Raw genomic sequence first — 15,413 nt, 5'->3', positions numbered from 1 at the left:
TTTATCTTAATGTATTGTGGCTGCTTGGCAGCGATTACACCAAGAAATTCCAAAATGGAAATTTTTGAAAAACAAAAATTAACGTTTTGAGAATTGTGAAGCCTTACGGGCTTTCTTAAGACCTGGTTTCTTACGTTCCTTGATACGTGCATCACGAGTCAAGAGACCGGCACGCTTCAATGGACCGCGGAAATCTGGATCAACTGTAAGTAATGCGCGAGCAATACCGTGACGAGTTGCACCAGCTTGACCTGAGAAACCACCACCGTTTACGTTTACAAGAACATCGTAGTTACCTGAAGTTTCAGTTACTGCAAAAGGTTGCATAACAACTTCACGTAAGTTAGCGAATGGAACGTATTCAGTAATGTCTTTACCATTCATAGTTACTTTACCGTTACCTGGTACCAAACGTACACGAGCAACTGAATTTTTACGACGACCTGTGCCGCTGTATTGAACTGTAGCCATTTCCATTCTCCTCCTTAGATTAAGTTAGTGATATCTAAAACTTCTGGTTGTTGTGCTGAGTGGTTGTGGTTCGCATCAGCATAAACGTGAAGTTTCAAACCTTGCTTACGGCCCAATGAACCCTTTGGAAGCATACCCTTAACTGATAATTCAATTAAGCGTTCTGGGTTGTTTGAGCGCAAGTCACCAGCTTGACGTGACTTCAATCCACCTGGGTGGTTTGAGTGGTGGTAGTAAATCTTATCAGTAGCTTTCTTACCAGTTAACTTAACTGCAGAAGCGTTGATAACGATTACGTTGTCACCTGTGTCAACGTTAGGTGTGAATGTAGGCTTGTTCTTACCACGTAAAATTGAAGCTACAACTGATGAAAGACGACCTAATGAGATGTCAGTAGCGTCAACAATGTACCATTTGCGTTCAATTTCGCCTGGTTTTGCCATAAATGTAGTGCGCATGGAAAATTCCTCCGTTTTTGTCTGTTTACAATCAATTTTTCAAATCTTACCGGGACTTTTAAAATGTGGATGGTAAACAATACCGTCCTTAATATTACTGGTAAGTATAGGTAAAGTCAATTAAAATGTGCGCAAATTTTGCAAAAAATTAACTTTATTCTTTATCGTGATTTTCATAAAAAACTTTTTCTAAATACAAGCCGTGTGCTGGCGCGGTTAGCGGTGCTTCCAAACGATTTTTAACTTCAAACAAACGTAAAATATCGTGTACTGGCCGCTTCTTGGTCCCAACTTCTAAGAGGACGGCCGTCATAATGCGGACTTGGTTGTATAAAAAGCCATTCCCAGTAAATACAAAATGAATTTCATTTAATTCTGGATATTCAACTAGTTGGACATCATAAATTTCACGCACAAAATCTTTAGTTGAATTACCAGCTGCTGCAAAACTGGTAAAATCATGGACTCCCACTAAATCTTGCATCGCCGTTTTAATCAAATCTAAATCGAGATTATATTTAAAATTGTAAGCATAGCGGCGTTTAAATGGATCAACAAATTCATTCCGAGCAATTTTATACCGGTATTGCTTACCATGGGTGTTAAACCGACTATGAAAATCATCGGCAACTTGTTCAACGGCCACCGCCATTAAATCCAGTGGAAACATTGAATTTAAGCCATGCCGTAACCCTTCAGCTGGAATAGCGAACGGCAAATCAAAATGCACCACTTGGCCATACGCATGCACTCCCGAATCGGTGCGGCCTGAACCAAAAACTTCAATCGTGCCGGCATCATTTTTGGCAATTTTATTGACGACCCGCGTTAAGACTGATTCAATCGTGCGTTGTTCGGGTTGGCGTTGAAACCCGGCAAAATCAGTCCCATCATAAGCAATTGTTACTTTATATCTTGGCATACTACCCTTCCTAAATCAAAAAACGTGTGGCAATTAAAACTACTAAAACACCAATAAATATCAATACTGCCAGCGAATCACGGCGGTGCCAAGCAAGAACCCGATACTTAGTTCGATTTTCACCACCTTGATAACCGCGGGCTTCCATTGCATCCCCTAAATCAATTGCGCGTTGAATCGCACCAACAAACAAGGGAATTAAAATTGGCACAATCGCTTTACTACGCTTAACAATCGAGCCACTGGCAAAATCAACCCCGCGCGCACGTTGAGCATTCATCACTTTAACCGTTTCATCCATCAATGTTGGCACAAAGCGCAACGCAATGGCGAGCATTAAGGATAACTCATAGACCGGAAATTTAACTTTTAACAATGGCTTCATTAAATATTCCAACGCATCGGCTAAGGCTAATGGTTGCGTCGTTAACGTTAAGACCGTTGACATTAAAATAATAAATAAAAAACGTAAAAAGACATATACCGCATTGATAATCCCAGTATTGGTAATCATAAACGGTCCAAATGCTAGATACACATGGCCGGCTGGTGAAAAGAACAGCTGCAAAATAATTGTAAAAACAATTAACCATAGTACTGGTTTGAGGCCTTTTAAATAAATCGCCAAACTAATTTTCGTACTAGCCACCGCTAGCAACGTAAAGAGGCCTAATATTAGATAACCTAACCAACTATTGGCCAGGAAAATCAAAATAATAAAGCTCACACTTAAAATTAGTTTGGCCCGTGGATCAAGGCGGTGAATAATTGAATTTCCTGGTACATACCGCCCAATTATCATATTACTCATCCCTGGTCTCCTTTTTGCAAGTATTGTTGTAAGCTTTGGGCAAGTTGCTCAACATTGATGATTGAGGTAGGTAACTCCAAGCCCTGTGCTTGTAATTTATTTTTAAATAACACGGCATGGGGCACATCAAGTTGTTGCGCTTGAAGCCACGCAATATCTGCAAAAATTGCACTTGGCGTGGCGTGTTTAACTAACTTGCCCCCCACCATCACTAAGACATCATCCGCATATTCTGCGACGTCTTCCATCTGGTGTGTTACTAAAATGATTGTCAAATTTTGTTGTTGCTGTAATTGGGCAAACATTTGCATCATTTCTTTGCGACCAACTGGATCTAATCCAGCCGTTGGTTCATCTAAAATTAAAATGCTTGGTTCAATCGCTAAGACCCCAGCAATTGCCACGCGCCGCATTTGCCCACCGGATAAATCAAATGGTGATTTTTGCCAATGTTCTTCGGGTAAATTTACTAAACGTAACGCTTTTTCTGCTAATGCTTGGGCTTCTTGGGCCGTTTTACCAAAATTTTGTGGGCCAAACATGACGTCTTTTAAGACTGTTTGTTCAAATAATTGACTTTCCGGAAATTGAAAAACAATCCCAACATGTTGGCGAACTTTGGCGAGGACTTTTTGTGACGTTTTATTATCAATCACGTGCTCATCAAAAATAATTTGCCCAGTCGTTGGTTTAATCAAACCGTCTAACAATTGTAGAATAGTTGATTTACCCGAGCCAGTATGGCCAATCAAGGCCGTATATGACTGTGGTTTAATCGTAAAGTTCAAATCCGTTAAAGCGTTATTGGCAAAGGGCGTGCCCACTTGATAAGTATAATTTACATTTTTGAATTCAATTGCCATAACCAAGTGACCAACCTTTCTTCATCTAAATATTCCGTGGGAACTGGCACATTCAACTGCCTTAATGCTGCCTTTAATTGTTCGGCAAATGGTACGTCTAAGCCTAATTCAAGTAACCGTGGCCCAACGCTAAAGATTTCAGCCGGCGTGCCCTCATCAACCATTTGACCATCATTAATCACAATAATGCGATCAGCATCAGCGGCTTCATCAATATCATGGGTAATTGAAAGCACCGTTAACTCGGCTCCTAATTGGTGTTTGAGTTTGCGAATTGCTGCAATCACCTCTTGGCGCCCTTTAGGGTCAAGCATCGCCGTGGCTTCATCAAGAATGATAATTTTAGGTGCGACCGCAATAATCCCCGCTAATGCCACACGTTGTTTTTGACCACCGGATAAATGTGTGGGTTCGCGATCAGCAAACGCATCCATTTGTACTTCTTTAAGGGCAGCTGGCACTAATTTTAACATTTCGGCCCGGTCAATTCCGCGATTTTCCAACCCAAAGGCGACATCATCAGCGACGGTCGCGCCGACAAATTGGTTTTCAGGATTTTGAAAGACCATCCCAATTTTATTTCGTACCTGCCACATATTGGCTTCGTTAACTACCTGGCCATCAACAATAATTTCACCTTCATCGGCGACCAACAAGTAGTTTAATAACTTAGCTAAAGTTGATTTACCTGAACCATTATGGCCAATAATAGCGACCCATTCACCCTTAGCAATACTTAAAGATAAATTATCGAGGGCTTTAGTTTCACTACTAGGATATTGGTATGAAATATTTTTTACTTCAATAATGTTATTCATCGGCGTTCCTTTCGTATTTTAACGTTTATTTTTAAAGTTATTTTTTTATCAGAATAGCCAAAATTTTACCACATTTTAGCAAGCGATTCTAACTAAACCCGCCTTGGTTATTACTACAATTTAATCTAATGTATAAGTTATCAATCAAAAAAGCGATGTTAACAAATAATTACCTTAGTCACTTTGATTGTTTTTTGGTATTATTAGTATAAAGTATATTTTAGTAAGTAATTTATTTAAGCTCATATTTACTTAACCAACCTAAGTATACGGCTTAAATTTGGATTTAGAAGGGGAAGCTTTATGGCGCACACGCAACTTCACCCGCTTTGGATTAAATATCCATCCTTAAAAAAGGACCTTGGAGCGGTTGTTGAGCTAATTGAACAAAATATTAATCTTGACGAGTCAGATGTTAAAAAGGCCATTATTAAAATGATTGAAAATGGCGGTAAAATGCTGCGACCAGCTTATACCCTCTTAATGTCTTCTTTTTATGAGATTGATCATCAACGAATCCTAGGATTAGCTGCCGCAATTGAAACGCTTCATGCCGCATCACTAATCCATGATGACATTATTGATGACGCTCCAACACGGCGGCATCTCCCCTCAATACAACAACAATTTGGTAAAGATGTTGCTGTTTATGCTGGGGATTATTTATTTGTTGTGGTTTTCCGCTTATTAAGTAAAAATCACCTCGATCTTGATGCAATTCAACGGGATATCCAATACCTTAATAACTTATTGGCTGGTGAGTTAAATCAAAAAGATGCCCGCTATGATTTTGATATGACGATTGAACGTTACTTAAAACAAATCGATGGTAAAACTGCCGAACTATTTGCATTAGCAACCACAATTGGTGCTAACAAAGAAAATGCACCTGCTGAATTTTTGGCGAATGCTGAACAAATTGGGCGTAATATTGGGATGGCTTTTCAAATTCTTGATGACATTCTCGATTACGAAGAATCAAGTAAAGCAATTGGTAAGCCAACCCTTGAAGATTTACGCCAAGGGGTTTATTCAGCACCACTTATCTTTACAATGGCAACGCATAAAGCCGACGTCTTACCGATTTTACAAAAGCGCAACGATATTAGTGATGATGAAGCATTAGTGTTAGACCGCCTTGTCAAAGCCCATGGTTTAACGCCCGCCAAAGAACTTGCTAAAGAATATACGCGTAAAGCGCTTGCTGAGATTGAAAACTTACCTGATAAACCGGCTAAGAAAATCTTATTACAATTAACAACCCAGCTTTTAAAACGTAAAAACTAACGTATTTTAGTGGTTGTACACCCGTAAATATTTTCCGTCAAAAAAGAGTTCGTATTTATACGAACTCTTTTTTTAGTATTTTTAATTGGTCATCGAGTTGATAATGAATTGGACTACCATTATCGACCTCAACTTGCATAATATCGGCATCGTCAATTTGTTCCAGATATTTTATCAACGCCCGCAGCGTACTACCATGGGCGACAATTAATTGATTATGGCCTTGACGTAATTCGGGGGCAATAACGTCTTGCCAATACGGTAACAACCGGGCTGAAGCCATTGCTAAGCTTTCCCCACGTGGTTCTAATCCCAACGGATATTGGCGTTTAGCTTCCGTGGTTGGTAACAATGGTGGCACGGCCACGTATGAACGCCGCCACTGGTGAACTTGCCAAGCACCAAATTCCGCTTTAGCCTCGTCTTTGTTCATCCCCCGTAACGCCCCATAATGCCGTTCATTTAAACGCCATGATTTATGCAGTGGTAGATACAATTGATTGAGCTCTTCCAACACAATATTAGCCGTTTGAATCGCCCGGCGTAAATATGATGTATGGACTTGCGTAAAGTGAACGTTAGCAGCTGCTAATTTTTGCCCCGCTACTTTAGCTTGATCCACGCCTTGGGTCGTCAAAGCCACATCACTCCAACCTGTAAAAATATTATCCCGATTAGCTGTACTTTGACCATGGCGCATAATGTATAAATCAACCATCTCAGTTCCTCACAATTAACGTATTCAATAATACTTGTTACCTTTTTCACCAATGATAGCTGATTTTTAATAAACTGCAAGTACCTTTACCAAATTACTACTTAAAATTCGAGGATTACACTACCATAACTTAAACCGGCCCCAAAGCCCGTTAATAAGAGGCGTTTACCGGTTAAGTCCTGTTCGTTCATTAATTCAGCAAAAGCCATCGCAATCCCCGCTGAAGACGTATTACCATAATAGGACACATTTTCACGAAACTTAGCAACGGGTTGGCCTAAATTTTCGGCAATCGTTTCAATAATTCGTAAATTAGCTTGGTGCATAATATAAAAATCAATGTCATCACTACTTAAGGCATTAGCTGCTAATAAGCTAGCAATTTGTTCTGGTACTTTAGTCGTGGCAAATTCAAAGACATCCCGGCCACTTTGATAAAAGGCATCTGTTACGGGATAGTTCGTTGCTTTAATGGCTGAAATTGGGGCGACGCGTCCGGAATGAATAGTCTCTGCATCCCCCATTGTTTGTAATTTTTCAGCCCGAATCACTGATTGATCACCATCAGCGACTAATAAAGCCGCCCCAGCCCCATCACCAAAAAAGACTGTCGAAGTTCGATCCGTGAAATCCATCATCTTCGTATTTACTTCAGCACTAATCACTAAGGCACTCTTATAGACACCTGATTTAATGAATTTCTCAGCCGTGCTCAAAGCAAAGACAAATCCTGCACAGGCCGTACTAATATCATAACCCCACGCATTCACTGCCCCCAGTTTCTTTTGCACAATGGCAGCGGTGGCCGGTGTTTGGGCATCCGGTGTAATCGTACTAACAATAATTAAATCCACATCTTCGGCCGCGTAGTTAGCGTTAGTTAAGGCTTGTTGCGCCGCTTTGGTTGCTAAATCAGACGTATTTTCACCAGCTAGTGAAAAATGACGGGTTTTGATACCAGTATGACTTTGAATCCAAGGATCATTAGTATCCATAATTGCGGCTAATTGATGATTATCAACAACACTGGCTGGTACATAATGCCCCGCTGCAATAATCTTGACCCCATCACTCATTTCATTACCTCTTTCTAATTCGTTTAATTATCTTTTCCATTACTTTACATTTAAAGTTTATCAATCTATTTTAGCTCATCTAAGCGAAAATAATCAAAAAAAAATCGTTTTTAATCCTTTTTGAGCATTCATTTTACCTTAATATATGCTAACATGAGAGATAGTTCGTTTTTTTCTAATAATCCACTAGTAAAGTTTGACTTTTTAAATTTTCACTGGTAAATTAAGAACAATCAAAATTTGAAAAGAGGTTAAAATTCATGTCTAACTGGGACGAAAAATTCTCAAAACAAGGTTTCACCTTTGATGATATCGCGCTTTTAGCTGATGCTAACGAAAACGCTGATACTGCTATTAATTTGCAAACAACACTTGCAGATAATTTACACTTAAACATTCCCGTTTTAAGTGCCAGCATGGACACAGTCACCGAAGCCAACATGGCTGCAGCACTCGCTAGTGCCGGTGGTCTTGGGGTGATTCACAAGAATTTGAGTATTGCTGATCAAGCTAACGAAGTTGCTAAAGTTAAGGCTTTAACAATTGATACCAAATCAAACCCGATGGCCGCCCTTGATGAACAAGGTCGCCTTCTCGTTGCCGCCGCAGTTGGAGTAACCTCTGATACGTTTGAACGTGCCAGCGCATTGTTCAACGCTGGTGCGGATGCAATTATTATCGATACTGCTCACGGTCATTCAGCCGGAGTACTTCGTAAAATTGCCGAAATTCGTGCCGACTTCCCAAACAACACTTTAATCGCCGGAAACGTTGCCACGGCTAGTGGTACCCGCGCTTTATTTGAAGCCGGTGTTGACGTTGTTAAAGTTGGGATCGGTCCTGGTTCAATTTGTACTACGCGGGTCGTTGCCGGAGTTGGGGTACCCCAATTTACTGCAATTCACGACGCCGCTACGATTGCCAAGGAATACGGTAAAGCAATCATCGCTGATGGTGGTTTAAAGAGTGCTGACGATATTACTAAAGCCCTTGTTGCCGGTGGTAACGCCATCATGGTTGGTTCAATGCTTGCCGGAACTGATGAAGCACCTGGTGAAGTATTTGTTGCTGAAGATGGTAAAAAATACAAATCATACCGTGGAATGGGTTCAATTGGCGCCATGCAACGTGGTTCATCTGACCGTTACTTCCAAGGTGGTGTTAACGAAGCTAACAAGCTTGTGCCTGAAGGTATTGAAGGTCGGACAGCATACAAGGGGGCTGCTCTTGATGTAATTGGTAAGATGATTGATGGTGTTAAAGCCAACATGCACGGTCTTAAATTGACTGATCTTGCTTCTTTAATCAATGATGATGCCGCAACGAAGATTGCTAACCCTTTCCCTACTGATTCTGCAGCCCACCTTTCATATGAAAACGTGCTCTTGCAACCGGCTGCTTCAAACGTCTTACCAAACAGTGTTTCATTAGCAACCCAAATTGCCCCAATGTTGACTTTAAACATTCCGGTTATCTCAGATCAAACAATCACTGATGCAACTTTAGCAACCGTTCTTGCACAACAAGGTGGTCTTGGGGTTATTTCTGCTAAATTAAGCATTGATGCGCAAGCCAAAGAAGTTGGTTTAGTTAAATCAGTTTCAATTAGTACTGTTTCAACACCTAATGCCGCGACTGACGTTCAAGGTGAACAAGGTCACTTAGTTGTCGCTGCTGCGGTTAACATCGATGATGAATTGATGGCCCGTGTTGAAAAATTAGTTGCTGCTAAAGTCGATGCGGTTGTTGTTAACCATGCAACACCAGCCGTAATTACTGAATTGCACGCCGCTTTCCCAACCTTAGTATTGTTTGCTGACGACGTTACTTCAGCTGATGATGCGCAAGCTTTACTTAAAGCTGGGGCAACTACATTAGTTGCTAAAACCACTGATCACACTGAACTTTCAACCATTTTAGCTGTTGCTAAAGTTGCTGATGCCCACGGTGCGTTTGTTATCGCCCACGGTGACATTAAGTACTCTGGTGATATCGTTAAAGCTCTTTCTGCCGGTGCTAATGCCGTAATGCTTGATTCAATGCTTGCGGGAACCGATGAAGCCGTTCAAGGTGACATCATTGCAACTGGTAACGAAAACATGCTTGCTGGTTACGAAGAACACACAAGCTACAACGGTTCAGCTGCCGATGTTATTTTCCAAATGCTTGGTGGTTTACGTTCAGGGATGGGTTACACTGGGGCCGCAACACCGGCTGAGTTGATTCAAAAAGCGGCCTTTGTTCAAATTACAACGGCCGGATTAATTGAATCTCACCCACATGATGTTACAATTACTAAGTCAGCACCTAACTACTCTAAATAATTTATATTTCAAATATTTAAGGAGTCCATATTAATGGCCAATAAAGAATTCGACAAAATTCTCGTGCTTGATTTTGGTAGTCAATATAACCAATTGATTACTCGCCGAATCCGTGAATTCGGAGTCTTCTCTGAATTAAAATCACACAAACTTACTGCCGATGAGATTAAGGCAATTAACCCTAAAGCAATCATCTTTTCTGGTGGTCCCAACTCAGTTTATGCTGAGGATGCCTTCAAAATTGATCCAGCTATCTGGGAATTAGGTTTACCTATTCTTGGAATTTGTTATGGAATGCAATTGATGGCTCACGACCTTCCAGGTGGTGAAGTTCTTGGTGCCAAAGACCAAGAATATGGGGTTACTGATATTAACATTACCGTACCTTCAACACCATTGTTTGCTAACACACCTTTAGAACAAGTTGTGTTAATGAGCCACGGTGACAAAGTTACGCAATTACCTGAAGGTTTTGAACCAGTTGCAGTATCTGCTAACACACCATTTGCGGCCATTCAAAACTTAGATAAGAACTTCTTTGGAATTCAATTCCACCCTGAAGTTCGTCACTCAGTTTACGGTAATGACATCCTTAAAAACTTTGTCTTCAACATTGCTGGAGCAACAGCTAACTGGTCAATGGATGACTTCATTGATGAAAAAATTGTTGAAATCCGTGAAACTGTTGGTGATAAAAAAGTCCTCCTTGGTCTTTCAGGTGGGGTTGATTCATCAGTTGTTGGGGTCTTACTCCAAAAAGCGATTGGTGACCAATTAACTTGTATTTTCGTTGATCATGGTTTACTCCGTAAGGGCGAAGCTGAACAAGTTATGGCTGACCTTGGAACTGGCTTTGGCTTAAACATTATCAAAGTTGACGCCCAAAAACGTTTCCTTGATAAATTAGCTGGGGTTACTGATCCCGAACAAAAACGTAAAATTATTGGGCGTGAATTCGTTGAAGTCTTCAACGATGAAGCCTTCAAACTTGAAGACGTTGACTTCTTAGCTCAAGGTACCCTTTACACTGATATCATTGAATCAGGTACTGATACAGCCCAAACTATTAAGTCACACCACAACGTTGGTGGTCTTCCAAAAGAAATGACTTTCAAATTAATTGAACCAATGAAAACGCTCTTCAAAGATGAAGTCCGTGCAATTGGTGAAAAACTTGAAATTCCACACCACTTGGTATGGCGTCAACCATTCCCAGGTCCTGGGCTTGGTATTCGGGTGCTTGGTGAAATCACTGAAGATAAATTAGAAATCGTCCGCGATACTGATGCTATCTTACGTGAAGAAATCGCTGCCCATGGCCTTGACAGCGAAATCTGGCAATACTTCACTGTCCTTACTGGAATTCGTTCCGTTGGGGTAATGGGAGATGGTCGGACATATGATTACACAATTGCCTTACGTGGGGTAACTTCAATCGATGGTATGACAGCATCATTTGCTAAGATTCCATGGGAAGTCCTTGAAGATATTTCAATTCGGATCGTAAATGAAGTTGATCACGTTAACCGCGTCGTCTACGATATTACAAGTAAGCCACCTGCAACCATTGAATGGGAATAATTACGATTCTCGTTCGGTAAATTTATTAAATAAAAAAGTCACGATTTTAAAAATCGTGACTTTTTTATTTGTATTTTAATTAATTTTTCAATATGCCTCGTAATTGCCCTTGAGGTTGGTCTTAGCAGTGTTATTTTTGTTTTGAAAAAACTTCTTTAGCAACATCGCGTTGATCACCTTGGCTGTCTTTAACACAATTTGCAAGTAGCTGTTTTGAAATTTCCAAAGAAAATTCCCCCTTATGTTCCTCAGAAACATGCATTGCTTGTAATAAATGATAGTGAAACTCATTTAGACTTGGTGTTGGTAACCCAGCGGCACAATCTTTCGTAACTTTCATTAATAATAAGCCGATATTGATTTTATCTTCCGCCCCTAAGTCTTGTTTAAGAATACTAAAATTAATATCGAACAGTAAATCACTTGATCCATTTTGTTCTTCAATTAACTTCATTAACAATGACCGCATCGCTTCAATTTGCGTTACGAGATCGGCAGTCACTTGATCTTGGAATTCTAACTTTTGTTCCAGTTGGGTCACCCGCGCTACTAATTGTTCCATCTTTGCATCATCCATCTAACTCATCCCCCTATGCCTTGTTTAATTAGAGATGCCACTAATAGTCAATCCTATTATCCGTTTACAAACGCTATTTCAAATCAACATCTTAATATAACATTAACTTTAGATTATTCATTATAATAACACTTTTGCAGCCAAAAAGCCTGTTTAGCAACTTAAATACAAGCGAGAAAGCTGATTAACTTAGGGATAATACATTTTTTACTATAAATGTTATTGATGGGCTTCCCAAACACATTCGCCTAACTGCATGTTTGAAAAATGAGCAGTAAAACTTGAAGCTTCGGGACTACATGCATAGACACCAAATTGAATCGTTTGATCGCCACGGTTGAGATGGGCAATGCGCATTTGATGATACTCCTCCCCATCAAATGAATATTCTAAGCGATAATCACTTGCCCGCCGGCTTAAACGATACCAAATGGCCTTGTGCTCTGTTGAAACATCGATGGTGGCCCAATCTGAATAACCTTCATTCGTGACGACGCTACCTAACCGTTGAAATTGTTCATTTTCGTATTCAGTTGATGATTTTAACCAGTTATCACTATCTAAATACAAGACAATCCCGCATTGATCAAAGCGTTGGTGGGTTTTAAATTCTGTTTTGACAGCAAAAGAAAAATATTGTTCGGCCGTCGTCATTTGTAAAACCGGCGCATTATCATTTTGAAACCCGTAATACGTCCGTTGCCATAAATCAGTATGGGGGGCTGTTGTAATATCAATTGTTGTGGCTGTAATCTTGGCCGCTTGTGGTTGGCGTGTCCAAACTAGTTCTTGTGTGTTAAATTCCATGAGTTAACTCCTTTGAGAACTTTCTCTGTTATGCACCTTCCATTATAGGTTACTCCTACGCTAAATTAAAGCTCTTTTAATAAACCTGTACGTACAAGTAGTTTTTGAACTAACCATGGAGTTAAATAGCTCAATGGTAAAATACATATGAATGCTATCAACCAGGCATGTAACCACACGCCCCATGCGATTGTCAGAAATTGTGGATGACTGACGTAATAAAAAACCAATGATAAAACGCCGGTATTAATGATGCCGATAATTATTTTAGTGACGTGCTTCATGATTAACCACTCCTTGAGCAAATGTCGGATATTACAACTGCCCACCGTTAGCTAACCATTTAGCATTACTAACACCGCGTTCAAAGGGCTGGGCTGGAATAAAGCTTGGGGCCTGTGGGCTGTGCATAACTTGTGCATAAAGCTGTGACCATGTTTCGTTTGCCATTGGTTGGTTATCCACAATGTTATACACACCTTGTGGTAAGGTTAAGGCTTGCATTGCTGCTTGAACCGCATCATTAATGTGGATAAATGAAGTTATCCCCAAGCTCAAAGTTAATTCCCCCGCTGCCATCTGTTGATTAATTAAATTACCTTGATCGTACCACGTCCCGGGACCATATAATGTGCCATATCGTAGAATTGTCCACAAGGGTAATGTTTTAACCGCTTTTTCGAGTGCTAAAATCCCATTAACCGTCGTTTGCCGCGGGGCTGGTGCCGTAATATCTAACGGAGTCTCCTCCGTGGCCAAGTTATCCCCAGGTGCATAACTCCAGGCAATACTTTGTGCGATAATTTGCTTAACCCCGACAAGTTGGGCTGCTTGGACCAAATTTCGGGTCCCAATCGTGCGTACATGGGCATTAGCTGCCGAGCTCCCATCCTTTAACGCCGTAACTTGATGCATAATCACTGTTGGTTTAAACGTAACTAAAGCCGCTTTAACATCATCATAGACTAAAATATCACCTTTAAAGGCCGTTATTCCGGCAGCGTCTAAGCGTTGTACGCCGTGCTCTGAAGTCGTTAATCCTCCCACTTCATAACCTAACTTAAGTAATACTTGGCCTAATTGAAAACCGATTAATCCTGTAGCGCCTGTAATAAAAATTCGTTGCATGTTCTGACCTCCGTTATTGTCTAAAACTATTTTAAAGTCCTTTCTACTGGGCTACAATGGACTTATTATCTAACTGTCTGGGTACAGAAAGGAATTGCTGATGACTAAATACGCGACCGTCTTAGCTTATATCACAAGTATGATTAACAACGGCACTTGGCCAGTTGGTACCAAACTACCTTCCATTCGTAGTTTAGCGACCCAATTTCAATGTAATAAAGATACGATTAGCCATGTATTACAAGAACTTAAATACCAAAATATTATTTATGCGGTTGCTAAAAGTGGAAATTACGTTTTAACTGGGGTTGAACAACCCACCCCAGTGATTAAGCAACCCATTAAATTTGCTAATTCGATGCCCGATGAGACGTTGTTTCCCTACAATGATTTTCGGGCATGTTTAAATCAAGTTACCCAAACCTCCCACGAACACTTATTTACGTACTTTAATAATCCCGCTGGTTATCCGCCGTTAATTACCGCAATTAATAACTATTTTAATACCCAACATCTTTTCACCGGCACCGGTCAAATTGCAATTACTTCCGGGATTCAACAAGCGTTATACATTTTAACGCGGATGCCCTTTCCCAATCACAAACAGACCATTTTATTAGAGCAACCTACTTATCATCAAATGAATGCTTTAGTGGAAAACTTAACTACCGATTATTTAACGATTACCCGGAATGCAAATGGCTTAGATTGGGATGCATTAGAAAATATTTTTAAAACTCAGCCAATTAAATTTTTTTATACGATTCCACGATTTAGTGTTCCTTATGGACAAAGTTACACCAACCGCGAGCGGGCCAAACTATGTCACCTGGCCCAAAAATACGATGTCTATCTTGTCGAAGATGATTATTTTGCTGACTTTGAAAATAATTCACGGGTTAAAACCCTTTATGAACAAGCACATGTCGATCACGTTATCTATTTACGCTCTTTTTCTAAAATAATTTTTCCCGCTTTACGGCTTGGCGCAGTCATTATGCCCCAAAAATTATTTGACTCGTTCATTAACGAAAAACAACTGATTGACTACGATACTAATATGTTTATGCAGCGCGCATTGGCCATCTATTTAACGAGTTCAATGTTCACCCGCCATCGCCACCAAATCACAACCGCTTATCATCAAAAAGCACGGCGACTAAATACTTTTTTGCAACAACATGGCATTAAAAAAAATAATCTGGCAACCCAAGTTGTCTTGCACTTTGATACTACTAAAATCAGTGCATTAATGCTGACAGAATTACTGAAACAGCAAAATTTGGAAGTTAATATGTTGACCACTAATTATATTGGTCAGCGGCCATTAAATCTTTTTAGTATTGACGTCCGTAATATGCCTTCTGCCACGATTACAGCCAATTTAACCACTCTTTGGGCTGTAATTGGCATATATGTCATCCGTGACGTTGATGCTTGAAACCGGCTTATAGACAAAATAAGGGGTTGTGACATAACCCTATAAAAAAAGGGCCACTAAATGAAATTTTAAATTTCATTTAGTGGCCCTTTTAGATATAATCAAAAGAAAAAAGCATCGGGTGCAACCAA

The 15,413-nt window shown here is 40.2% G+C and carries 16 protein-coding genes and 1 pseudogene; 5 read left to right on the top strand and 12 right to left on the bottom strand.

Features of this window, described 5'->3' with window-relative positions; translation table 11 throughout:
• Window positions 1-78: 78 nt before the first annotated feature.
• From rpsI to LQZ76_RS03340, 6 genes are all read right to left on the bottom strand, one after another.
• A complete protein-coding gene (rpsI, locus tag LQZ76_RS03365) occupies window positions 79-471 on the bottom strand; it encodes a 30S ribosomal protein S9 (protein WP_168722215.1) in 393 nt (130 codons plus the stop codon).
• A gap of 14 nt (window positions 472-485) precedes the next feature.
• The gene (gene rplM, locus LQZ76_RS03360; protein ID WP_168722216.1) at window positions 486-929 is read right to left on the bottom strand and encodes a 50S ribosomal protein L13; all 444 of its coding nucleotides are present in this window, start codon (window positions 927-929) and stop codon (window positions 486-488) included.
• Between the two features lie 154 nt (window positions 930-1,083).
• Window positions 1,084-1,851: a tRNA pseudouridine(38-40) synthase TruA gene (gene truA, locus LQZ76_RS03355; RefSeq protein WP_230098353.1), complete on the bottom strand. Its 768-nt coding sequence runs from the start codon at window positions 1,849-1,851 to the stop codon at window positions 1,084-1,086.
• A gap of 10 nt (window positions 1,852-1,861) precedes the next feature.
• The gene (locus tag LQZ76_RS03350) at window positions 1,862-2,662 is read right to left on the bottom strand and encodes an energy-coupling factor transporter transmembrane component T family protein (RefSeq protein WP_230098352.1); all 801 of its coding nucleotides are present in this window, start codon (window positions 2,660-2,662) and stop codon (window positions 1,862-1,864) included.
• The gene (locus LQZ76_RS03345; protein WP_230098351.1) at window positions 2,659-3,525 is read right to left on the bottom strand and encodes an energy-coupling factor transporter ATPase; all 867 of its coding nucleotides are present in this window, start codon (window positions 3,523-3,525) and stop codon (window positions 2,659-2,661) included. The genes LQZ76_RS03350 and LQZ76_RS03345 overlap by 4 nt, the downstream gene beginning before the upstream one ends.
• Window positions 3,501-4,343: an energy-coupling factor ABC transporter ATP-binding protein gene (locus tag LQZ76_RS03340; protein WP_230098350.1), complete on the bottom strand. Its 843-nt coding sequence runs from the start codon at window positions 4,341-4,343 to the stop codon at window positions 3,501-3,503. The genes LQZ76_RS03345 and LQZ76_RS03340 overlap by 25 nt, the downstream gene beginning before the upstream one ends.
• A gap of 303 nt (window positions 4,344-4,646) precedes the next feature.
• Here LQZ76_RS03340 and LQZ76_RS03335 point away from each other — a divergent pair, with 303 nt between their 5' ends.
• Window positions 4,647-5,630, top strand: a complete 984-nt coding sequence (locus LQZ76_RS03335; protein ID WP_230098349.1) for a polyprenyl synthetase family protein — start codon at window positions 4,647-4,649, stop codon at window positions 5,628-5,630.
• A gap of 55 nt (window positions 5,631-5,685) precedes the next feature.
• Here the strand turns inward: LQZ76_RS03335 and LQZ76_RS03330 are convergent, their stop codons facing one another.
• Both LQZ76_RS03330 and LQZ76_RS03325 read right to left on the bottom strand, forming a co-directional pair.
• Window positions 5,686-6,348: a 2,3-bisphosphoglycerate-dependent phosphoglycerate mutase gene (locus LQZ76_RS03330; protein ID WP_230098348.1), complete on the bottom strand. Its 663-nt coding sequence runs from the start codon at window positions 6,346-6,348 to the stop codon at window positions 5,686-5,688.
• Window positions 6,349-6,449: 101 nt separating this feature from the next.
• Window positions 6,450-7,424 carry a beta-ketoacyl-ACP synthase III gene (locus tag LQZ76_RS03325; protein ID WP_230098347.1) on the bottom strand — a complete coding sequence of 325 codons (975 nt, stop codon included), beginning with the start codon at window positions 7,422-7,424 and terminating at the stop codon, window positions 6,450-6,452.
• A gap of 260 nt (window positions 7,425-7,684) precedes the next feature.
• Here LQZ76_RS03325 and guaB point away from each other — a divergent pair.
• The 3 genes and pseudogenes from guaB to guaA form a co-directional block, all read left to right on the top strand.
• Window positions 7,685-8,788 (top strand): annotated as a pseudogene (gene guaB, locus LQZ76_RS03320) (IMP dehydrogenase); the annotation flags it as partial.
• A gap of 15 nt (window positions 8,789-8,803) precedes the next feature.
• Window positions 8,804-9,748, top strand: a complete 945-nt coding sequence (locus tag LQZ76_RS03315; protein ID WP_230098398.1) for an IMP dehydrogenase — start codon at window positions 8,804-8,806, stop codon at window positions 9,746-9,748.
• A 33-nt stretch (window positions 9,749-9,781) separates the two neighbouring features.
• Window positions 9,782-11,329 carry a glutamine-hydrolyzing GMP synthase gene (gene guaA, locus LQZ76_RS03310; protein ID WP_230098346.1) on the top strand — a complete coding sequence of 516 codons (1,548 nt, stop codon included), beginning with the start codon at window positions 9,782-9,784 and terminating at the stop codon, window positions 11,327-11,329.
• Window positions 11,330-11,459: 130 nt separating this feature from the next.
• Here the strand turns inward: guaA and LQZ76_RS03305 are convergent, their stop codons facing one another.
• The 4 genes from LQZ76_RS03305 to LQZ76_RS03290 all read right to left on the bottom strand — a co-directional run bounded on the left by LQZ76_RS03305 (window position 11,460) and on the right by LQZ76_RS03290 (window position 13,841).
• A complete protein-coding gene (locus tag LQZ76_RS03305; RefSeq protein ID WP_230098345.1) occupies window positions 11,460-11,906 on the bottom strand; it encodes a hypothetical protein in 447 nt (148 codons plus the stop codon).
• Window positions 11,907-12,125: 219 nt separating this feature from the next.
• Window positions 12,126-12,713: a DUF1349 domain-containing protein gene (locus LQZ76_RS03300; protein ID WP_230098344.1), complete on the bottom strand. Its 588-nt coding sequence runs from the start codon at window positions 12,711-12,713 to the stop codon at window positions 12,126-12,128.
• Between the two features lie 65 nt (window positions 12,714-12,778).
• Window positions 12,779-12,997 carry a DUF2798 domain-containing protein gene (locus LQZ76_RS03295; RefSeq protein WP_230098343.1) on the bottom strand — a complete coding sequence of 73 codons (219 nt, stop codon included), beginning with the start codon at window positions 12,995-12,997 and terminating at the stop codon, window positions 12,779-12,781.
• Window positions 12,998-13,028: 31 nt separating this feature from the next.
• On the bottom strand, window positions 13,029-13,841 hold the full coding sequence (locus LQZ76_RS03290; RefSeq protein ID WP_230098342.1) for an NAD-dependent epimerase/dehydratase family protein: 813 nt from the start codon (window positions 13,839-13,841) through the stop codon (window positions 13,029-13,031).
• A gap of 100 nt (window positions 13,842-13,941) precedes the next feature.
• Here LQZ76_RS03290 and LQZ76_RS03285 point away from each other — a divergent pair, with 100 nt between their 5' ends.
• Complete coding sequence (locus LQZ76_RS03285; protein WP_230098341.1) at window positions 13,942-15,282, top strand: aminotransferase-like domain-containing protein; 1,341 nt, start codon at window positions 13,942-13,944, stop codon at window positions 15,280-15,282.
• Window positions 15,283-15,413 lie beyond the last annotated feature (131 nt).

This window comes from Periweissella ghanensis, from assembly GCF_918814755.1.
Classification (GTDB): Bacteria; Bacillota; Bacilli; order Lactobacillales; family Lactobacillaceae; genus Periweissella; species Periweissella ghanensis.
This window is presented reverse-complemented; position numbering and strand designations above follow the sequence as displayed.